The 21,244-nt window shown below is 58.3% G+C and carries 11 protein-coding genes; 5 read left to right on the top strand and 6 right to left on the bottom strand.

The genetic code is table 11. The features are described from left to right. Nucleotides 1–144: 144 nt before the first annotated feature. The 4 genes from M5B98_RS09685 to M5B98_RS09670 all read left to right on the top strand — a co-directional run bounded on the left by M5B98_RS09685 (nt 145) and on the right by M5B98_RS09670 (nt 12,850). A complete protein-coding gene (locus M5B98_RS09685) occupies nt 145–4,827 on the top strand; it encodes a Tc toxin subunit A (protein WP_248742575.1) in 4,683 nt (1,560 codons plus the stop codon). Between the two features lie 62 nt (nt 4,828–4,889). Further along, nucleotides 4,890–9,359 carry a neuraminidase-like domain-containing protein gene (locus tag M5B98_RS09680; protein WP_248742574.1) on the top strand — a complete coding sequence of 1,490 codons (4,470 nt, stop codon included), beginning with the start codon at nt 4,890–4,892 and terminating at the stop codon, nt 9,357–9,359. Beyond that, nucleotides 9,356–12,145 (top strand): hypothetical protein, encoded by a 2,790-nt coding sequence (locus M5B98_RS09675; RefSeq protein ID WP_248742573.1) that lies wholly within the window; start codon nt 9,356–9,358, stop codon nt 12,143–12,145. The genes M5B98_RS09680 and M5B98_RS09675 overlap by 4 nt, the downstream gene beginning before the upstream one ends. A gap of 3 nt (nt 12,146–12,148) precedes the next feature. Continuing rightward, nucleotides 12,149–12,850 carry a hypothetical protein gene (locus M5B98_RS09670; RefSeq protein ID WP_248742572.1) on the top strand — a complete coding sequence of 234 codons (702 nt, stop codon included), beginning with the start codon at nt 12,149–12,151 and terminating at the stop codon, nt 12,848–12,850. On the opposite strand, the gene M5B98_RS09665 is transcribed toward M5B98_RS09670, so the two are convergent. Genes M5B98_RS09665 through M5B98_RS09640 form a run of 6 tightly spaced genes read right to left on the bottom strand, consistent with a single transcriptional unit; the run spans nt 12,847 to nt 19,563 of the window. Then, nucleotides 12,847–14,178 carry a DUF58 domain-containing protein gene (locus M5B98_RS09665; protein ID WP_248742571.1) on the bottom strand — a complete coding sequence of 444 codons (1,332 nt, stop codon included), beginning with the start codon at nt 14,176–14,178 and terminating at the stop codon, nt 12,847–12,849. The genes M5B98_RS09670 and M5B98_RS09665 overlap by 4 nt on opposite strands. Then, a complete protein-coding gene (locus M5B98_RS09660) occupies nt 14,175–15,176 on the bottom strand; it encodes an AAA family ATPase (RefSeq protein ID WP_085610826.1) in 1,002 nt (333 codons plus the stop codon). The genes M5B98_RS09665 and M5B98_RS09660 overlap by 4 nt, the downstream gene beginning before the upstream one ends. Beyond that, entirely contained in the window at nt 15,173–16,336 is a 1,164-nt protein-coding gene (locus M5B98_RS09655; protein ID WP_248742570.1) for a DUF4350 domain-containing protein, read from the bottom strand. Before M5B98_RS09655 ends, M5B98_RS09660 begins: the two co-directional genes overlap by 4 nt. Continuing rightward, nucleotides 16,333–17,877, bottom strand: a complete 1,545-nt coding sequence (locus M5B98_RS09650) for a DUF4129 domain-containing protein (protein ID WP_248742569.1) — start codon at nt 17,875–17,877, stop codon at nt 16,333–16,335. The genes M5B98_RS09655 and M5B98_RS09650 overlap by 4 nt, the downstream gene beginning before the upstream one ends. Continuing rightward, on the bottom strand, nt 17,864–18,841 hold the full coding sequence (locus M5B98_RS09645; protein ID WP_248742568.1) for a stage II sporulation protein M: 978 nt from the start codon (nt 18,839–18,841) through the stop codon (nt 17,864–17,866). Before M5B98_RS09645 ends, M5B98_RS09650 begins: the two co-directional genes overlap by 14 nt. Next, nucleotides 18,838–19,563: an RDD family protein gene (locus M5B98_RS09640; protein ID WP_248742567.1), complete on the bottom strand. Its 726-nt coding sequence runs from the start codon at nt 19,561–19,563 to the stop codon at nt 18,838–18,840. Before M5B98_RS09640 ends, M5B98_RS09645 begins: the two co-directional genes overlap by 4 nt. A 180-nt stretch (nt 19,564–19,743) precedes the next feature. Between M5B98_RS09640 and sbcB the strand changes: the two genes are divergently transcribed. Next, nucleotides 19,744–21,174 (top strand): exodeoxyribonuclease I, encoded by a 1,431-nt coding sequence (gene sbcB, locus M5B98_RS09635; protein WP_248742566.1) that lies wholly within the window; start codon nt 19,744–19,746, stop codon nt 21,172–21,174. Nucleotides 21,175–21,244 lie beyond the last annotated feature (70 nt).

Below are 21,244 nucleotides of genomic sequence, written 5' to 3'. Positions count from 1 at the left end.
ATTAAAATCCCGACCAGTGGTTACCTGACCTGTCAGATCTGACAGTAGCTCACTTATCGAAATCAGCGCTAAATCAGCTTGAAGTCAACAAGGCCAGCTTACGCGTCTTTGGCATTCGTTTTCCATTCAAGAGGAAGCGCCTGAATGAAAGCTTCGCAAACGAGCCCCGTGCATCAACTGGTCAGAGCCGTGTTGGGCCAGGGCAAGAAACGTTTGTCTGTGCCGCGCAAGCTGGATCGTTACCTCGCGGAATTTTCCAGCGTATTCGACCTGATAAAGCACAGTCCGAGTGAGTTGCAGGCACTCGGTTTGACGCACTCTCAGGCCAGGACCCTGCTGCTGCGTGGCAGGGCATTGGCGCTGCAGATCACCCGGTTATACCGCCAGCAGGAATTGCGTGCTGCGCCGGGGCGCAGCAACAAAAAGGCGTTGGTGAGTTTGCCCACCTACGAACAATTGTTCACTCCCAATATTGATGGGGCGGCGCCAAAGGGCAGCCCGGAGCATCATGCCTCCCCGGTCGCCTATCTGGTCAGCCTGCGCGAATTTGTCCGTGACGAAATCGAGAAACACGCGGGACCTGATGCCATTCCGTTGCAAGATCGACGCCCGGATGTCGATCAACTGTTGATTGATCCTGCGGCCATCAACAAAGAGAAGTCCCGGGTCGACATCCACAGCCGGATACTGGAATCGATTCTTTCGAATACGCTGCCTTCCGAGTATTCAACGGTTCAGGAATTTCTGGGCTCGACACGTGTTCCCCTCAGCATGCCGTTCGAGACGGATGCTGTCGGCATCTGGCATGTAGTGGGCCAGGTTGTGCCAAATGGCTCGCTGGGCGAAATCATTCGCAGAATAGACCGCGATTATCCGTATTTCATACGCTCGGGTGGCCGTGGCGCACGCGATCACGCAGCCTGGCAACTGACCTTGCCAATGGGGCGTGAAGCGATGGCGTTGCAGCTCGAGAGCTCGGTGTTTCCATTGAGTGCTGAACTGGCCCGCCTGTCTTTGGACAGGGTTGATCCACTGACAGGTTGCATCGATTCTGACCCGCAAAAAACCTCCACAGACTTTTATCGCAAGAACTATGGGCCGGCCATTTTCGACAATCAGGATCTTCGCCGGCTGGGGCTGTTCAAGATTACGACCCGCCTCTCTCAGTCGGAGGTGGACGGCTTGCTGGCGTGGGATAAATTTACGCCCAAGCTGTCGCCCAACGTTCCTGCGATAGGCAATCCGGAGGAGCTTCTGACGGGGGAGGTTGCTGGGGCGCGTTATGTCAATGGCGGAGAAAAGCCGGCTATCGGGCTAGAAATCGGAGAGATCGATATAAAGCATTTGCTGACGAATATCGGTGAGTTTCCGGCGGTCAAGCTTGAACACCGTGCCGAGCGCATTCACCGCAAGGTGCGTCTGGATAACATCCTGAAATTGCCAAGCCATGAGGTGGACAGGCTACTGGTGGCCGCAATGAACGCCGAGCAGCGCGCAGGCGCCAGTACATCCCTCTGGATTCGCCCCGCTACCCTGAGCTGCCTGGGCCTGTTCGTTGAGCTGATCACCGTTCATGGCTGCACCGCCGAAGAGTGCGCGGGGCTGGTGGATGTGCTGTCGGTCCATGGGCAGAATGGATCACTCGCATTCTTTGATCAGGTTTACAACGAACCTCTTCCCATTGATGACCCGCTGCGCATCGATGGCAGCCGGTTGGCGATCATTCCGGTCACCGCAGCCGAGCAGCATAAGGTGCACCAAGTTTGCACCGCGTTGCGCATCAATGGTGAAACCTGCCGCTACCTGAGTACCGTTATTGCCGAGGCCAAGGGCAAAACGACTTCCCTGGACTGCGATCTGCCTACGCTCTCGGCGTTGTGGCGGCTGGTACGGCTTGCCCGGCTGAGCGAGTTGACGCCGATCGAGTACACCGCGCTGGCGCAAACCCTCGGACTAAGCGTCCAGCTGGCGGCTGAGCCTGTAGTGTCCGATTCGGGGTCCACTGAAGGCGCGGATGTGCTGAGCGCCATCCATGGGTTGATCGAGTGCGCGCAATGGGCCAAGGAATTCAATCTGTCGGTGCTGTGGTTGGTGCAACATCTCAATCCGGTTGTTGTCCCGGCTGTGTGGACTGAAAGCCAGGAACAGTTTCTTCGGCAATTGGCCAGCCAGGCGCAGTCGGTGCTGGTGCAGACCGCGACATTGCTGGCAGCAGGCGCACCGGTACGCTTTCCGCATAACGAACAGATCATCGACTGGTCGTCCTTGTTGAACTTGCTGGTGGACGAGTACGGGCTGGTGATCGGTGAGTACGACCAGACTGAGGAGCAATATCTGGCGTACGCCGAGGAGCAATGCGAAGACGTTGCACGGGATGTTTATCAGGATTTTGGCGATCCGACGCTCGGAGCGAAAAGGCAAGCGTTGAAGGCGCTGCTGCTGTTGATTCTGCTGCGTTGCCGCGATGAGCAGCGCACGTTGGTTGAAGAAAACCTTGCGGTCTATCTGCGGATCGATTCATTACTGACCCGTCAGGTTCTCGCTTGGGCGCAGGGGCATCCCTACAGATTCCTGGCACAGGCACTGAGCATGCCTGCAGAGCGCAAGCGTTGGGCGTTGAAGAAAGCGCTGGAGGAGCCGGATCAGTTTCTGCGATTGTTCGCCGAGCTCGAGCGTCGAGCCCGGATTGCCAGCACGCTCAACGTGAGCCCGTCACTGCTGGAGATACTCCAGGCAAACGAAAACTATCAGTGGTTCAGTCTTGGTGACCGCTACGAAATCTCGATCAATACCCTTTACTACCTGGCGATGTTCGGCCGAATGGTGGAGCAGGCCCGGGAGCCGGAAGAGAAGATTCTCGACTATTTCCTTCAGGTCAACCTTCTCGAGCCCGATCTGAGCGAGGATGCGCGTCGGCTGGTGCGCGATGCGGCGGCTGACAAACTCGCCCGATTCTTCGGCTGCGGCATCAAGCATGTGCTGACAGTCGTCAGCCATTTGAAGGGTGAAGCTCAGGACAGCGACGAACTTCCGCTGCTACAGACTCTGCAAGAGCTTGATGTACTGCGACGCACACTTGAACTGGCAGCCAAAGGGCTGGATGCCGAAGCCGTCGTCAGTCTTGGCAACCTGAATCCGCTGGATACCCAGGCGCAATACGCCAAGGCTGCGCGCAGTTCGCTGGAAAGTTACGATCGTTTCGTCAATCTGCAGACGCTACCGGAGTCGGCCGAGGCAGGCCAGAGCTACACCACCCTGTGCACAGTCGACAATCGCTACCTGATCGCGAACCTGGATCAGGAAGTCTCGGAGTTTCTGCTGCAACTGAAGGATTTCTTCGGCGTTCCCCTCAAGGGTGTGCCGATTCAGTTCAAAACCGATATCGGCGTCGTGCTCACTCCCGAAGTCAAGACCGATAACCAGGGACGTGCGGTGGCGCGCCTGCAGGCCGGCAAAACAATGGGGACCGCCCATATCAGCTACAACCTGCTGCTCAGCGACCCAGTCTACGGTCCGACGGTAACCATAGGGCCTGATATGGAATCCCTGAGACCCGAGCCCGAGTTGAGCTCGAGACTCAAAACCATCCCGCCGCTTCTGGCAGGCAGGCTGGAAGAAGTCATGTTGTTCACTGAGGTACTCGACAAGTATGGCAATCGCCCCGCCAGGTTTCCGCTGGAGTGGCGAACAACGCTTGGCGAGATACGGCCGCGCCAGACTGTCACCGACAAGGATGGCAAAAGCTTAGTGTGGGTATCCAGCCTTTCGGCAGGCTCCGCCCGGTATATGGTCGGGCCTGTCGATCGCTCCCATACCATGACTTTCGCCGATTCGCTGCTGTTCAAGGATTCGCCGCGGATCTCCGCTGAGCCTTACGTTACCGAAGTAGCAAGGGTGGGCGTTCCATTGTCGGTGAGATGCAAGGTCGTCGGACTCGATGGGTTGCCTTCCGAGGGGCAGGTGGTTTCGTGGAGGACGGAGCCTGCCACGACAACAAAAGATGAAACCACCGATGCATCAGGAATCGCTACGTTCTCTGTACCCAACCCTGCGGCCGGGCCTCTGACGATTTTCGCCAGGTTGGGCAGCGACGCCGAGGTCCGACTCACAGTCGAGGTAATCGACACCGCCCAGATCGTGCTTTACCTGGCTAATCCTCCAATGGCGGTGATCGGCGCGCGTCCAACTTCATTGTGGGTGGATGTGGCGGATAAGCCCGGTGCAGATGGCAAGCCCATCGGGCTCTATCCGGTCGTCTGGAAAGTCGAATCGGTTCCTCCTGTCACCGATACCGTCCTGTCGGATGAGCAAGGTCGTTCTGTTTATCCATTCGAGGCGATTGAGGTTGGTAAGCACACGGTGACCGCGACTCTGCAACATCATCCGACGCAAGTGCACAGCTTTACGGTTGAAGCCATCAAGGCGTTCGGATGGAGCGTTGTTCTGTTCACGCTGACACCTGACGGTGACGAGTTGAACCGCGAGCCGATTCTTCCGGCAGGCCCTGGGCGACTCGATTTGTTCAGAGGCACGCGCTATCGCATCGAGATCCAGCCGAGTGATCCTGCCTCCCTCAAAGACAGCCGCGGCGCTGCGGGGTGGAGTTCCCAGTACTCCACGAAGGCACTGGCCATGGACTTCCAGCCGCCCATGGCCGAGTCGTTTACCTATGGTGACACCCCTTACGTTATACAGCTCAGGACAGGAGACGTGCGCAACGGTGACTTCGAGATCAGTGTGCATGCCGACAAGTTACCGCAGGCCCTGGTGATTCCAGGAAGTCTGCGCAAACGACCGCTGGTACGACGCCGTTCAAATAAATCCTGAGATGACCCACTGCCCAAGGCCAGCTGCGGTCGGATTCCCACCGCGAGACAGGGAGAAAAACAATGCCTGCGTCCGTTGATACTTCGTTAAGAGAGCGTTATTTGAAGGCTATGGTCGACGTGGTGGTGGGGCACCGACTGGCCCCCGTCCCTGTCGCCGTCCCTGCTACGGAAACGTTGAGCGACGTGCTGCTGACTGACCTCGAGGACGAGGCTCAGGCGCGAGCCACCGATGTTTCCTCAACGGTGCGCACGTTACAGCGGTACATCCATGGCGTTTATGGCGGTATGGAGCTCGGTTACAAAAACGTTTCTTTCGATCGGGACGACCAGGACTATTGGTGGAAGATCCTGAGCAATTACAGTTCATGGTCGGCCAATGTGCTGCTCAAGGTGCATGCGGCCAACTACATCGAACCGCCATTGCGCCTGAACAAAACCGAGCTGTTCCGTGCACTGGAAGGCGAGCTGATGCAGAGGCGTCTGACTGATGCTTCGGTGAAAGTGGCGCTCATGTCGTACACAAGTGGTTTCGAGAAGCTCAGTAATCTGGAGGTCAGGAGCGGTTATATCGACGGGACGAAAAACCGCAACGCCCCTTATTACCTGGTGGCAAGGAGTCGCACGCAACCGTTCGACCACTACTTGCGCAAGGTCAAGGTCGAGGTGGACGAGCACAGTACAAAAATCAACCCGGCGAACTGGGACGAGTGGCAAAAGTGCAACATCGACACCACTGGCACGGTCGTCGATATCCGTAGTGTGCTGTGGCTTGGCCAGTTGGCGCTGGTCTGGTGTGAATGGATCGATCGCCAGGTCGATGGTAACGGCGTGGTGCAGTCGCCCTGGACCTTGAACATTAAATTGGCGTTCAAGTCGGTCGACGAGACGTGGTCCGCTCCGTTGACGTTGCATAGCCGAAAATGTGAATCGGACGTTTCCGATGGTTGGCTGGCGGTATTTACTGATGGTGATGGAAGTCCGAGCGATGATCGGCTGCGAGTGTGTTACACCAATCTTCACACCGCCGACAGGAACGGTACTCCCGGCGGTATCGAGATCCATGAAGTGCGCGATCATTTGATGAGAAGTGTGGAGGGCGATATTTCCACCTCGCTGGCGATGGTCTACGGACGCTTCAGGAATCGTAACGGCGTGCAACAGAAAGTCGTGCCCGCCGATTATCCGAAAATCGAGATCAAGCCCGAGAATCCACCGGCTGATCCCATCGGTAGCAAACTGGCGGTTGATGTTGTCTTCAGCAGCGAAAGGCTGCAGAGCGGCGGTGTGTCTCAAGTGTTGAGGGTGCGTGGTCGCTGCACTGCCGTGAGCGAAAGCGGGCGGGTTTTACAGCGTTTGTCGATCAACTGGAGAGCATTGCATGCCGGCACTTACACCGATGTGAGTATTCAATACGCTGACGATACGCACGTCACAATCACCTTGACGACGCGTCGACAACCTGTAGCTGTACATGATGTACGCCTCTCCACGGGAAACACTGACTACGAGACTGTCCATGCGTTTGCTGTCACGGATTTCAAGGAAGTCGCACCAGGTGACAGAACCTGGGAAGCGCAATCTGTCGTAAAGCTCACAGCCCCTGCATTGCGCTATCTCGTCGAAAGAACCTCGGAGGAAATTCGGGCCGGCGCCGGTTTTTCTGTCAACCCGCTTGGGGCGACGGTGGTCAACGGTGGCAATCAACTCGAACAGAAAGTTCTCTATGACGCCGTTCCGTTCAGCATAGGCCTCCAGAATCCGACGCCGACCGATCCGGCCCCGTCGCAATTCACCGCCCCGCTGGACGGAGCCGTCACATCGCCGTGGGTTATCTATCTAAGCCCTGTTTTTCCCGTTAACGCTGACATCCCGGTGGACTTCAGTGCGGATGGCGTGAAAGTGACGTTCCTCGTAAAGCTGACGGCCCAACCGAAGGATTACCTGACCCCGACCATCGGTGACACCAATGCTCGGGGCGCGCAATTTCTAAGCTTCAACGACCCGAATCAGGCGCTCAAGCACCTTCGACTGGGTTCCCAGATCGCGGCAGTTCTTACCAGCCGTGCAGCGGTATCGGTGGAGACGCTGATGAGCTTGGAAACCCAGTATTTCGAAGAAGACCCTCTGCCGGACGGCTCGCTCGAACAGAACGGCCTGTTTGACGCTTGCAACGGCAAATACATCTGGGAACTGTTTTTTCATATACCGCATCTGGTGTTCTGGCGACTGTCCGAAGAGGGTCGTTACCAGGAAGCACAACGCTGGCTGGAGTACATCTTTCACCCACTTTCACCTGAGGTGGTGAAAAAGCGCGGCAGTACCAATTTGAATGCACGGCCGGCTTACTGGCTCTGCCGTCCGTTGAAAATCGATCATGTCGATTGCTCGTACGAGCAATTGGCGCCGACGGATCCGGATGCGCTCGGATATTGCGCGCCTGTTCACTTCATGATTGCGGTCTTCCTGCATTACATCCAGAACCTGATTGCGGAAGGCGACGATCTGTTCCGACGGCTTGATTACGACAGCATGGTCCGTGCAGGCCTGCTCTATAGCAAAGCCTGGAGGATGATCGGTGAAAAAAGTGGTGCCGATACGGGCAGCACGTGGAAGTCGCAAACGCTGGATAAATTGCTGGCTGCAATCAAGAATCGGGACCCTCTTAAAGCGTTTGAGACCAGGCTCAACCTTTCACTGGCAGATATACCTATGTCGATGAAGGGGAAACCGCGTCTGGATTTGACCGGTAGTGACGTTTTCAAGGCGGGGGTCAATGAGCGTCCTGCCGCTATTTGGGATTTACTCAAATCGCGTCTGGACAATTTGCGTTCGAACCGCTCGATCGACGGTTACGATCTGGTGCTGCCCCTTTTCACACCGATGGGGGACCCCAGACAACTGCTGATTGCTCAGGGGAATGGCACATTGGGCTCGTCACGCAGTCCGGGTGGCCAGATACAGGTCGTACCTTACAGATTTCAAACCGTCTACGAACTGGCGCGGGACGCCGTCGAGTTTCTGATCCAGCAGGAGGATCAGTTGCGGTCGTGGCTGGAAATGCGTGACCGCAACAAGCTTGAAGAACTGCAACATGAGCATTTGATGGGACTGGCCGAACATACCCGTTCGATTCACGAGGCAACCATCGCCCAGCTTGAGGCCACGGCCGCTTCTTTGCGCCAGAGCGAAAGCATGGTCAACGAACGTGTGCAACATTACGAACGTCTGGTCAGGGAAGGCGTGTCCGATGCCGAGAACAGAGTCATCGAAAAAAACCGCGACGCCCGTCAGATTGCTACGGGGGCTGCGGCACTCGAGACCGTTGGAGCGGGACTCAGGTTGCTGCCCAATGTGTTCGGGACGTCTTTTGGGGGCGTTGATCTGTCGGCAGTTCCCTACACGGGCGCACAGTTGCTCCATTTGGTGGCCCAACAGTGGCGAGGTGAAGCCGAGGAAGCCGGCATCAACGAGACGTATCGTCGGCGCGCTGAAGAATGGACGCTTGAATACAATCAATCCAGCGCCCAGGCACGGGTCTTGCGCGAACAGATATCGGCCCAGGAACACGGGATCAGGGCGGCCAGGGAAAGTCTGGAACAGTCGGAAACGGCCAATACCCAGTCAAAGGAGATTTACCGATTCTACAAGGAACGCAGTACCGGCCCGGATCTGAGCAACTGGATCGTGGGACAGATCAAGACTCTCCTGTACCAGCTCAATGACCTTTGCGTCAGTCTTTGTACGAATGCCGAACGCGCTCTGCAGTATGAAATGGGCGATTTCAAAACGAACATCATTCGTTCCGATGCATGGAATGACACCCGCCATGGATTCAGGTCCGGCGCGGCATTGAAAATGGGCTTGTTACAACTGTCGGCCGCGCGGATCCAGCGCCATGAGCGTCAGATGGAAATGACGAAGACGTTCTCCCTGAGTCAGCTCGTGGGCGAAGATGAATGGAACAACTTCATCAAATCGGGAAGCCTGAGTTTCAGGTTGAAGGAAAGCCACTTCGCCAATGACTATCCGCAGCATTACTGCCGGCAGATAGTGGAACTGACATGCACCTGCCCGGGATTGTTGGGGCCATACGAGAATCTTTGCGCCATCCTGATGCAACTTGGCAGTTCGACAATGCTGCAACCGGATCTCGACACGTTCAAATATCTGCACGATGAAAGTTGCGAACCGAATCCGTGGGCACTGGTGCAGAACCTGCGGGTGTATCAACAGATAGGTCTGTCTCGAGGCGTGGAAGACAACGGTATTGTCGACCGGGCACCTAGCGATCGCCTGCTGCCCTTTGAAGGTACCGGCGTCCATGGGGACTACAAAATTACGTTTCCCAGGCCAACCAGGGACAGTCAGGCCAACCTGTTGCAATCTCTGACAGACTTTATTTTGACTGTGAGCTATCGCGCCCGAGATGGCGGCCCGCTTTTCGGTAGTGCTGTAGAAGCCGAGCTTGCAGCACCGCCTCTGTCCCCGAAAAAACGCCTCGCCACTCGTGCAGGGAAGGTACGGCCATGAACCATAACTTTCTCGTAAATGGTGACTTCATCAATGATTTGGTTCCTTGGGAAACCAATGATTTGGGTTCGGTAAATCACAACATTGATAAATGGAACGGTAACGATGTCCACCTGATGGTTGCCAAGAATCTGGGGGAAGGCTGGCAAGAAATAGTATTGCCGGACAAGCCGCGGCCGAAGGCGGGCAAGGCGGTTTATTGGCTGCATTTCTGGTACGAAGCTACAGGGCTCCTTCCTGGCGCGTACGGAACTGTCCGGATCACTGGGGCCGAGTCAGGCCAGACGAATCTCGAGCTCGTCAATTCACTCAGAGTGCCGACCGAAGAAGAACCTCAAGACGTCTATTTGAACAACTGGAAGGAGGAGCTGAGGCTCGTCGGGAGTGAAAGGAAAATCGAAGTCCGTGTCATCAGTCCTTCAAATGGAGGTATCGGGCCAGGTGCCGTACGTTTCACGCGTGCAGAGGTGTTATTGCTGCTGGAGGATCTGGTGCTGTCGGGCTTGACGGTCGACAGAGTGGCTCAGGTTATGGGTGAGATCCGCCTGTGCATTGGTGGCACCCAGGTGCTCGAATTTTCGGTGGAGAGTGGAAGCGCCTGGCATGAGACAGAAGCAGGGCTGGTCCGGATCGTTGATACCGATGATCTGCTACGGGCAGTTCCGGCGATGGAGCAAGAGCAATCCATCGATGGCGCCTGGCAACTTTCCTGCAAGGATACGAGGGAAGATACGCAGGTTATTGCCACCTTGGCCATACGCAGTAAATACACCGCTGAACTGTATGAGTTAACGGTGATTTGTGATCATTTCTGGCTGGATATCATTGCGGTGGAGGAGCCTTGGTTTTTTCCGGTAATCGACCTGGCTCAGTCCGTGAGGCTGATTGTGCAAGTGCTCAATCACTTCACCAGGATGCCCTTGGCCAATCGCAAGGTCACTTTCAAACTGGGTGGTACGGTGTTGTTGGAGCAGGACTCGGATGCGGATGGCAAGGTTACTTTTTCATGGCTGCCGAATACCTCGGGCAATCACGAAATCAAAGCATCGGTCGAAAGCTACTACCGGCCGGATGAGGCCTTGTACACGTTCAGAATCCGCGCCATCCAGAGCGACCCTTGGGAGACCTTCGCACTTCGACTGGACGAACTCCCTGAGGGGAAATGGGGGAGTAGTACGACCTACGTCAACCGTGGCGCAAGCCATGTGATGACAGCGAGATTTAGCGATGGCGTCTTGAACGAAACTTTGTTGACGATGGAGTTTCCGGGGGACGAGACGCCGGAGTACGTGGGTATAGCGATCACCCCTGACACCCAGCCGGTCGACGGGGGCAACGTGAGCTGGAACGTGGTTTGTGAAAACCGCAGAAACGGTGAAGTTTCATTGTTGCTCAAGTGTTCGAAGTTGCTGCTGGCGTCTCCACTGCTGAAACTGAACCTGGGGCATCACTGGCTATCCATCGTCGATCCGAAGGTTTTAACGAAATTTCCTGTGGCGGGCGGTCCCGATGTACGGTTGTCTGCACGAATTGAATCGCGAGTGCCCGGTGTAGGTGGTGTTCAGAATGTCACCACGTATTGGAGTGACAATGGCGAGCCGGAAACTACAGAGCCGACGGGGCCCGGTGGCAATATTCAGACCTCGTTCGAGCCAGGTCTCGAAGGCGACTCCGAAGTCATTTTGAGAGTTGCCAATTCTTACGATGGAGTGGATGGCCGACACGCGTACAAATTTCAGGTCTTTGGAGAAAGTCCCTGGGCACAGTTGGCGAAGGTGACGCTCGATGGGCGAGAGCAAGGGCGTGTGGGGCTCATCTGTTTTCGCGATGTCGAGGCAGTGCCACTGATAATCGAACCGGTCGGCGAGTTGCTGATAGAGGAAGACTTTTCCATAAACCTTTCAAGTGAGGGGGCAGATCTCGAGTTTCAGGTGTTCCCTGATCCGGCCACCCCTCGCAAAATGCCCGCAGGCGGGCTGATCTACATGGTCAGTTCCGTGTCGCAGTTCAGCGCTTTCTTCTCATTGCAGGTACGCCACCATTCAGAGGATCCGGATTCCGGGCTTCCACCCTATGATCTGGAGGGGCGATTGATATCGACCGTTCTCTCGGAAGAGGGGGAATTGAAACTCGATGACCGGGCGTTGGCTCCCGGGGAGTCGATACCGGCCTGCCTCGGAGCGCTCCATACGTTGCAATTTGTGCCGCTCACGCAAAGTCCCATGGTCGGGCTTGCCATGTCGGCGACATTGCAGGATGGCGACGATCTGGGAATGAAGCTGACGGCCAAAGATCACGAGCCTGTTACCATCCCTGGAAAAAAGTGGGAACTCGATGCCCGTGCCAGTACCGAAAAGGGCGTGCAAGGCATTGTGTTTACCCTCGATGAGGCTGGGTTTGGCTACCCGCCGGTAGTCCTTCCATTGGCACACAACCGAATCCTGGCGCAGGCCGAAGGGCCTGATGTCGATCTGGAAGTGGGACAGTCAACATGGTTGTACCTGATCGCTTATTCGTTTTACTCCAACGAACCTGTTTCGACGCTGCCAGTGACCTTTGAGAATGAAGACGATGTGAAAACAGTGCCTACCAATGAGTCGGGCGAGGCCAGGTATCTTTACACCGCCAAGGCGTCGGGAACGTTCCAGGTTACCGCTACGAGTGACAGCCCTTATGACGCAGATCCACAGGTCAAAACCTTCAACGTACTGGTCATTGGCTCCCCCAATCAAGACGCCAATCCAACCGGTGAATCATCCGTTCCAACTTTACGGAAAAGGGACTGAATCATGTCTAACACAATCATGGCTGGCGAGATTGTCGAAGTAGAGGACGCTTCGTACGATCCGGAGGTTGGTCAATCGATGCGACTGGCGGTCCGGGTAGCCGCTGTCGGCACGGGTGTAGCCCTGGCCAACGCAAACGTTGTATTTGAAACCCTGCCAGGGCCGGTGCAAGTGCGGGTGACGACAGACAGCGAGGGGTGGGCAGCGTTTGTCTACAAGGCCAACGTGCAAGGGAACGCGCAGGTAATGGCTGTAGTCGAGGGGAGCCAGGCGAAGACGGCGTCACATATTTTCGATGTCGCGGTCGTGAAGGCTGGAGTCTGGGACGATGCCACGATGACTCTCAATAGCGTCGTCGCGAGCGAGGCTCGCTGGGGGGCAGAAAGCAAGTTTCCCCGAATCACTCCGGCAGCTCACACCATCACGTTGAACGCTACCGCTGGAAGCGCATTGCTCAATCGTAATGTGCAACTGGGCGTCCTGAGCGAGTCATCTCTGGCTGAGCTGGGTATCACGAATGTGAACCCGGCATTGGGTACCGCGCGGTTATTCACTGCCGCCGGACTGAGTTGGACATTCACCACCAGTACAACGGCCGGGGGGTATTACTTCCTGGTTCTGGCGGCGGAACGCCTGATCAATCAATCGGCAGAAAACCATATGTCGCTGGGGCCAAATCCACCGTCGCCGGGTTTGGCGACCTAAAAAACACCCGTCTTCTTCCAGGCAAGATACCGCGTTACCACCCCGGCCCCCAGTTCTTCGGAGCGGGCCTGCACTACTGCAACACCTTGAGTGCTCAAGCGCTCATGGTGTTGCGCGCTGGCGTTGAGATAATCCACGGCCGCGCAATAGGTCAACGCTTCATCCAGCGTTTGTACCGATCGATGGCGCAGATCATCCAGCGTGGTTTCGCGCAGGCTGGCGACCAGAACCCGGTGTTGCCGGCTCAGATGCTGGACGGCGTTCAGCAGTTCTTCATCAACCTCATCCCGCAAATTGGTCATCAGTACTACCAGCGCCCGCCGTTTTTGCCTGGCCAGCAACTGATTCACCGCCGCCGGATAATCCGCCGAACGTCGCGTGCTCTCCAGATCGTAAACACCGTTGAGCAACACCTTGAGCTGCCCCGCCCCTTTGACTGGTGCAATAAACCGCGGCTGATCACTGGCGAAGGTCATCAACCCCACCGCATCTCCCTGCCTTAACGCCACATAACTCAACAACAGACACGCATTCAACGCATGATCGAAATGCGACAGCTCACCATCCTGACTGCGCATCTGCCGCCCGCAATCGAGCATGAAGATGATCTGCTGATCCCGTTCGTCCTCGTACTCCCGGGCAATCGGCGTGCGATGACGGGCGGTGGCTTTCCAGTCGATCTGGCGCAGGCTGTCGCCTTCGCGAAATTCCCGCAGTTGATGGAACTCCATCCCCTGGCCACGGCGTTGGCGCTGGCGTACGCCGAGCTGGCTGAGCCAGTTGTCGACCGCCAGCAACTGGCCGCCATAGAGGCGGGCGAAGTCGGGGTAGACGCGGGTGTGGTCGGTGATGTTCAGCAGGCGTTTGCCGGACCACAGGCCGAAGGGGCTCGGCAGGTTGAGTTCGCAGGTGTCGAAGGTGAAGTGGCCGCGCTTGAGCGGACGCAGGCGATAGCCGATCAGGCTGCGCTGGCCGGGTTGCAGTTCGATGTCGAGTGGCAGGTTTTCGAAGCTCAGGCCATCGGGGACATGGTCGAAGATTTGTATGGCCAGTGACTGGTCGAAATCGTGTTCGATTTCCAGCCGGATTTCGCTCCAGCGACCGAGGGCCAGGCTGCCGGGCATCTGTCGTTGTACGCGGGGCGAGGGCAGTCGTTTCAGGCGCAGGGCGTCCAGCAGACTCAGTGCAAACAGCGCCAGCAGCAATCCCCAGTTGATCGACAACAAGCTCGACGGCACTTCTACATCCAGCGCCTGTAACGCGCCCAGCACAATGCCGATGGCCAGCAGGATCGCCAGCCAGATCAACAACAGACGCGAGGGTTTCACAGGCGCGGCGCCGGGATCTGGTCAAGCAGTTGCTGGAGCACCTGATCGACCTGCAGACCTTCGATGTCCAGCTCCGGTGCAAGGCGCACCCGGTGACGCAATACCGCCAGCGCGCAGCCCTTGATGTCGTCGGGAATCACGAATTCGCCGCCACGCAACAGGGCCCTGGCGCGGGCGCAGCGCACCAGTGCAATGGAGGCACGTGGTCCGGCGCCGAGGCTCAGCCCCGGCCAGGTGCGGGTGCTGCGAGCGAGGCGCACGGCGTAATCGAGCACCTGATCGTCCAGCGGCAAATCACTGGCGATGCGTTGCAGGGCTTGCACGTCCTTGGCCTGCAACACGGTGCGCAGCGGTTGCACATCAAGCATGTCGGCGCGGGTCGAGCGGCTGACCTGACGCACCATGTCCAGCTCCTGATCGGCGTCGGGGTAATCCATGCGCACCTTGAGCATGAAGCGATCGAGCTCGGCTTCCGGTAGCGGGTAAGTGCCTTCCTGTTCGATCGGGTTTTGCGTGGCGAGCACCATGAACGGCTGGGCAATCGGCAGGGCGCGGCCTTCAAGGGTGACCTGACGTTCCTGCATCGCTTCGAGCAGCGCGGCTTGGGTCTTGGCCGGGGCGCGATTGATCTCGTCGGCCAGCAGCAGGTTGGTGAACAACGGGCCTTTGCGCAGTTTGAATTGCTCGGTTTGCAGGTCGTAGACCGCGTGGCCGGTGACGTCGCTGGGCATCAGGTCCGGGGTGAACTGGATGCGCGCGAACTCGCCGCCGAAGCATTTGGCCAGGGCGCGGACCAGCAGGGTTTTGCCGAGGCCGGGAACGCCTTCGAGCAGCACATGGCCGCCGGCGATCAGCGCGGTCAGCACGTCGTCGATCACCGGGTTCTGGCCGATCAGCGCCTTCTGTAATTCTCCGCGTACCGCTTGGGCCAACTGACTGGCTCGCTGGCGTTGCTGGGCCACGTGGCTGGGCGAGCCGGGTTCGATGTGTTCGGTCATAGCGAGTTCCTCAAGGCTTGCAGGTGGGCGACCTGACGGCAGAATTCGGCGCTGGACAGGCGCCGCTTCGGTGCCGGGCTCAGGGCCTGGCTGATGGCACGGGTCGGCTGGCGGGTCAGGCGCGACAGCGCCAGCCATTGTTCGGCGACGTTCAATTGGTCGAAACCGGGATGACGGTGACGGGCTCGGCGCAGGACGTCCTGCTGCAAGGCTTGCAGCAAGGTCTGTTGACCGTTGTGGCGCAGGATGAAGTCGGCACTGGCGCGCAGGTGTTCCATCAGCTGACGACGACCGCTCGGGGCAGGAGCCTGCACCGGCCCGTGACGCACGCCGACATGCCACAACCACAGACCGATCAGCGCCAGCAGGGCGACGATGGCCTGCGGGAAATAGCGCCAGAGCAAGGTCAGCAGACCGTCGTGTTCGGTGTTGTACAACAGGGTCACGGCGGTGTCGGCGCTCAGGTACCAGAGCAGCCAGGCATTGTCGTGCTGTGCAATGGCCGGGGTTTTCCACAGGTCGGCATCGGTGACCACGGTGATCGTGCCGACGCCGTAGGGCAGTTGCATCATGTGCGTGGCGCGGGCGCTGTTGGCCCAGGCCTGGGCGAGGTTTTTCGGGTCATCGAGGTGGAACGCGGTGTCGAACCCGGCGTAGGCGGGGGCGTCTTCATCTTCCAGATAGAGCTTGGTCAGGTTGGGCCAGGGATCGTCGTCGGCATCCGGCGGCGGGTCTTTCAGATCCTTGCTCAGGGACTGATGCAGCTGCACACGGTCGAGCAGCAGGTCATTGCTCTGGCCGGTCTTCTCATCCCACAGCGACTCGGCGACGAACACCAGTCGTCCGCCGGCCCGGGCCCAGTTCAAGACCTGATCGACCTGACGCGGGGTCATTTTTGAACGGTCGTTGAACAGCAGCAGTGTGTGTCGTCGAGGATCGATTTCGGGCAGCACGGCGAGGCTCTCGGCATGGCCGACGGTAATCCCGTGACCGCGCAGAAACATCTCCGCCGCCAGATAAGGATTGGCTTGCGCGGCGGGGGAGGGGCCGTGATCGACAACGGCCTGGTAAGGCGTGGCCTTGAGGTACAGATAAACGCCCAGCGCACCCAACAGGGCAACAATCAATGCGCCGATCAGCCAGAGTGCGCGCCGGTTCAACGGGCAGCTCCATGGCCGAACAGGGATCGCCAGCCATCGCACAACTCCTGTTGCAGATGCTCCGCCGGTACGCGGTGCCCATAGGCCATGTTCTGCCAGTGGCCGGTGAGATGACGGCTGTAGGCGAGCAGGTCGGGACGCTGCAAATGTTCGATCCGCGCCAGTACTTCGCTTTCGGTGTCGGCCGGTTTCAGGGTCAGGTTGAAGTCGTGCAGCAGGTGACTGAGAAGCGCCCGATACAACAGGCCGAGCGCCGCACGGGGCTGGGTCTGCCAGAGCTGATCGGCGCTGGCGGCGATGTCGTCGGGCAGGGTTTCCTTGCTCAGGTCGAGGCCGAAGGCTTGCTGTGGCACGGGGCGTTTTATCCGCTCGGGCAATCGCGGGCGACGGCTGACGAACGTTTGCAGAAACTCGCGGTAGCGCCAGATCAACCAGCCGACCACCCCGATCACCACAGCCCACAGCAACACTTCAATGGCCTTGGCCAGCCCGTTGAGGTGTTGACCATTGAGCCAGCCCAGCAAGGTTTTCAGCCATTGCGGCGCCTTGCCGTCCTTGGGTTTTTCGGTGGTGGCGGGGTCTTCGCCAAAGCGATAACGGGTGACGGTTTCCTTGTTCTTGAACGGCGGTTGTTCCAGCAAGGCCTTGATGCTGTCGCGGGATGCCTGGCTGGTCAGTGGCTGATTCAAAAGCCGGGGCGCATCCGGGGCGGTGGCAGGATCGGCGGCCCATGCCGAGGGCACTCCCGGCAGCAACAGACAAACCACCAGCAGCAAACCGAGTGCACTGTTGTTCAGGCGTTGGCGCAAACGGCGGAACACCAGTTCGATGTCCCACGCTTCCAATACCGTGCGCCGGTTCAGGTAGAGGCTGAAACCGCAGGCGACGTAGATCGGTTCCCAGATCACCAGTATCAGGGCATAGAAGGCATTGGTCAGGTGTTCGAGCCAGCGCCATTGGTGGTCGGCGGCGAAGATCAGGCTTTGCCAGTCCCAATCGGTTTCGACCTGTTGTGGCAGAAGCAGGTAGAACAACACCATCAGGCCGATCCACAGCGCTGTTTCCAGATGAACGCCGATGATCGTCAGCCACTGGGCTGCGCCGGCATTGCGTTGCAGGAGTACCCGTAAACGTTGCTGGCGTGCGAGGCCACCCAGGCCTTCGAGTTGTACAACCGGCATCAGGAAACTGCGACTGAAGCTCAGGCGTCGCCAGGTCAGGCTCGCCAGCAGTTGCGGTTTGAGCAGTTTTGGCCATTGGTGCAATGCCTGTTTCAGCGTGGGCGTTTCGCCGAACAGGGCTTTGGACAGGATGTACAGCGGCAAGCGTTCATAGGCGGGTTTCAGCCACCAGAAGATGAACACCGCGAGCGACGGTGAATCCCACAGCAACAGGCTAAGAACAACAAACAACGGCAGGGTGACGATGGCCCAACTGGTCATCAGCAAGCGCCGATGTTGCTGGCTCATGCGCACGCCCAGGTCCATGGCTTCCCAGGTATTGCGCGGGCGGATCACCACAGTGGCGTCACTCAGGCGCATGGTGGATCCTTCCGGCGAACAGCAGATACGTCGCCACGCAGAGCCAGAGCCCGGCGCCGACCAGATATTTGGTCTGCGGCGTAACCCCGGTGCGTGATGACCAATAAGCCTCGATAAACGCGGCGATCAACAAAAACAGCATCACCCCGCAGATCAGCAGCACGCTCTGGCGCGCGGCATGTCTCAAGGCCTCGCCGCGCGTAAGACGTCCCGGCGCGATCAATGCCCAACCCAGTTTCAGCCCTGCCGCCCCGGCCAGGGCAATGGCGGTGAGCTCGAAGGCACCGTGCCCGATCACGAACGACCAGAAGGTCTGGCCGTAGCCGATTTCACTCAGGTGCCCGGCCACGGTGCCGATGATCAAACCGTTGTAGAACAGGAAAAACGCGCTGCCTACCCCCAGCAGCAATCCGCTGGCGAAGGTCTGAAAGGCGATGCCGATGTTGTGCATGATGTAGTAGCCGAACATCACCCAGTCTTCGCTCGCCGCGCGTTCGGCGGAGCGCCCGAGGTGGCCGGCGGCGGGGTCGTACATGCTCTGCATTTCGCGCACCTGATCGGCGGGGATCAGGTTGTAGATCAGCTCGGGGAACAGGTACACCAGTAATCCGAAACCGATCAGGCTCCCGAAAAACAGCAATCCGGCGGCCAGCACGAAACGCCATTCGGCGCGTACCAGCCGTGGGAATCCGGCCAGGATGAAGCCCAGCAAATTGGCGCCGAGCTGGCTGCGATGACGGTAAAGCTGTTGATGGCCGCGCAGTACTAACTGTTGCAATGAATCGACGAGGAAACTGCTGTAACCACGTTCCTGCGCCAATGCCAGATGCTGGCAGAGTCGACGATAAGCCTTGGGAAATTCCGCCACCTGCGAAGTGTCCTTGCCGCGTTCCAGGCGTTCGAGGGCGAGGGTGAAGCGCTCCCATTCGGCCTTGTGGCGGGTTTCGAAAAGGCTTTGCTTCATGTCGGCCCCAGCAGGCCGCGGGCGATGCCGTTGAGTTCACCGACGGCTTTCGGCGCGCTGATGTGCAGTGGCTGAGCCAGAAGCGCCGCGAGTTCGTTGACCCGCGCCGTCGACAGTTCACCCTGACGCTCGGCGAAAGCGAGCAGGGCCCGTTGTTCAGTCAGGGTCAGCGGAATCGGTGAGCGGCGAGGTTCGGCATCAGGCAACTGCGGACGCTTGAGCGGGCGTTCGCTGTAGATCACCAGCGTGCCGGCAGCGATGTCGCCGAGGCGTTTGAAGGTCGGGTGTTGCAGGCAACTGATGGCGCCAAGGAAATAGCCGAACGGCATCAGGTCAACGAAACGCAGCAGATTGCGCAGCAAGGAGGCCGACCAGCCCACCGGGGTTCCATCGTCGTGCACTACCCGCAGGCCCATCCATTGCTTGCCCGGCGAACGACCCTGACGCAGCACTTCGAACAGCACCATGTACCACCAGCTCACCGCGAACAGCAGCAACGAACCCAGGCCGATGCCGAGTTTGCCGAGCAGCGCCAGCAGCATGAACAGCAGCCCGAGGATCACCCCGCGCAAAACCAGATCGATGGTGAAGGCCACGGCACGCACCATCAGGCCGGCGGGACGCAGCGGCAGATCGATGCCTTCCGGCGTTTCGACCTGATGCCGTGTGTCCAGCGGCGGGGCCAGCGTTGCTTTCCTTGGCGGTGCTGTGGTCTCGAGCATGGGCTACCTGATGTTGCCGGATCGGGATGCGAGTGAATCCGATGCTAGCAGCCTCTCGGGGGAAAACGACATAACTATGTCATTCACATCGTTCAACCAAAGGTGACTGAATGATGCGGTGCTGGCCGCGACGGCAGTCGAGCGCCTAGACTTTGCCGATCTTCAGTTCAGGAACCGCCCGTGACTTCCATCTTCTGGTACGACTACGAAACCACCGGCATCAATCCGCGATGCGACCGACCGTTGCAGGTGGCCGGGATTCGCACCGACCACGATCTCAACGAAATCGACGAACCGGTCAATCTTTACTGCCAGCCCAGCGAAGACATCCTGCCGCACCCGGCGGCGTGCGCAATCACCGGCATCACGCCGAGTCGCCTTGCCGAACAAGGTTTGAGCGAAGCCGACTTCATGACCCGGGTTCACGCGCAGCTTGCGGCTCCCGGCACATGTGGTGCGGGGTACAACACTTTGCGTTTCGATGACGAGATGACTCGTTACAGCCTGTACCGCAACTTTTTCGATCCCTACGCCCGTGAATGGCAGGGCGGCAACAGCCGCTGGGATCTGATCGATTTGGTGCGCGCCGCTTACGCATTGCGCCCCGACGGGCTGGTCTGGCCGACCGATGACGAAGGCAAGGTCACGCTCAAGCTCGAACGCCTGACTGCCGCCAATGGCATCGATCACGGCAATGCCCACGAAGCGCTGTCGGACGTTCGCGCCACCATCGCTCTGGCCCGATTGATCCGCGAGAAGCAGCCGAAGTTGTATGACTGGTTGTTCCAGCTGCGCAGCAAACAGAAGGTCATGGACCAGATTCGCCTGTTGCAGCCAATGGTGCACATTTCCGGACGCTTCTCGGCGGCGCGCAGTTTTATCGGTGTGGTGCTGCCGCTGGCCTGGCATCCGCGCAACAAGAACGCGTTGATCGTCTGTGATCTGCATCTCGATCCGCAGGGCCTGCTGGATCTGGATGCGCAGACCTTGCGCCAGCGCCTGTATACCCGCCGTAAAGATCTGGCCGAAGGCGAATTGCCGGTGCCGCTCAAGCTCATCCACATCAATAAGTGCCCGGTGGTGGCGCCGTTGTCGGTGTTGAGAGTTGAAGATCAGCAGCGTCTGGGGCTGGACATGGCGCTGTATCAGGCGCGCGCATTGCGACTAAGTGACGCACAACAAGTTTGGAAAGATAAAGTCCCGGCGATTTATGCCAACGAAGATTTCACCCCGAGTGAAGATCCCGAACAACAGTTGTACGACGGATTTATCGGTGATCGTGATCGTCGTTTATGTGAGCAAGTGAGGACGGTGGATCCTGCGCAATTGGCGCGAGAGCAATGGCCGTTCGATGACGAACGTTTGCCTGAATTGTTGTTTCGATATCGCGCACGTAACTTTCCGGATACGTTGAATTTCGAAGAGCAAGAACGCTGGCAAATCTTTTGTCGGCAGCGCTTGTCCGAGCCTGAATGGGGGGCTCCTAATACCTTGCAATCTTTTACAGAGGCCGCGGAGCAATGGTTGCTTAGTGCCTCGCCATTACAGCGCGAGGTGCTGGTTGAATGGCAGAGTTATGTCCATGCATTGCGCAAACGTTTGAATCTTTGAAATCGAACATGTCCGTTGCCTGAACGGCGGGCATAAAAAAACGCCAGCGGATGCTGGCGTTTTTTGTGTC

Source organism: Pseudomonas sp. MWU12-3088 (assembly GCF_023242405.1).
In the GTDB taxonomy this organism is placed as follows: Bacteria; Pseudomonadota; Gammaproteobacteria; order Pseudomonadales; family Pseudomonadaceae; genus Aquipseudomonas; species Aquipseudomonas kribbensis.
The sequence above is the reverse complement of the archived record's forward strand: the minus strand, read 5'-3'. Positions and strand labels throughout refer to the sequence as shown.

Coding starts and splice junctions, on each gene's coding strand:
- M5B98_RS09685 (WP_248742575.1), top strand. CDS start 145: ATGAAAGCTTCGCAAACGAGCCCCGTGCATCAACTGGTCAGAGCCGTG.
- M5B98_RS09680 (WP_248742574.1), top strand. CDS start 4,890: ATGCCTGCGTCCGTTGATACTTCGTTAAGAGAGCGTTATTTGAAGGCT.
- M5B98_RS09675 (WP_248742573.1), top strand. CDS start 9,356: ATGAACCATAACTTTCTCGTAAATGGTGACTTCATCAATGATTTGGTT.
- M5B98_RS09670 (WP_248742572.1), top strand. CDS start 12,149: ATGTCTAACACAATCATGGCTGGCGAGATTGTCGAAGTAGAGGACGCT.
- M5B98_RS09660 (WP_085610826.1), bottom strand. CDS start 15,176: ATGACCGAACACATCGAACCCGGCTCGCCCAGCCACGTGGCCCAGCAA.
- M5B98_RS09650 (WP_248742569.1), bottom strand. CDS start 17,877: ATGCGCCTGAGTGACGCCACTGTGGTGATCCGCCCGCGCAATACCTGG.
- M5B98_RS09645 (WP_248742568.1), bottom strand. CDS start 18,841: ATGAAGCAAAGCCTTTTCGAAACCCGCCACAAGGCCGAATGGGAGCGC.
- M5B98_RS09640 (WP_248742567.1), bottom strand. CDS start 19,563: ATGCTCGAGACCACAGCACCGCCAAGGAAAGCAACGCTGGCCCCGCCG.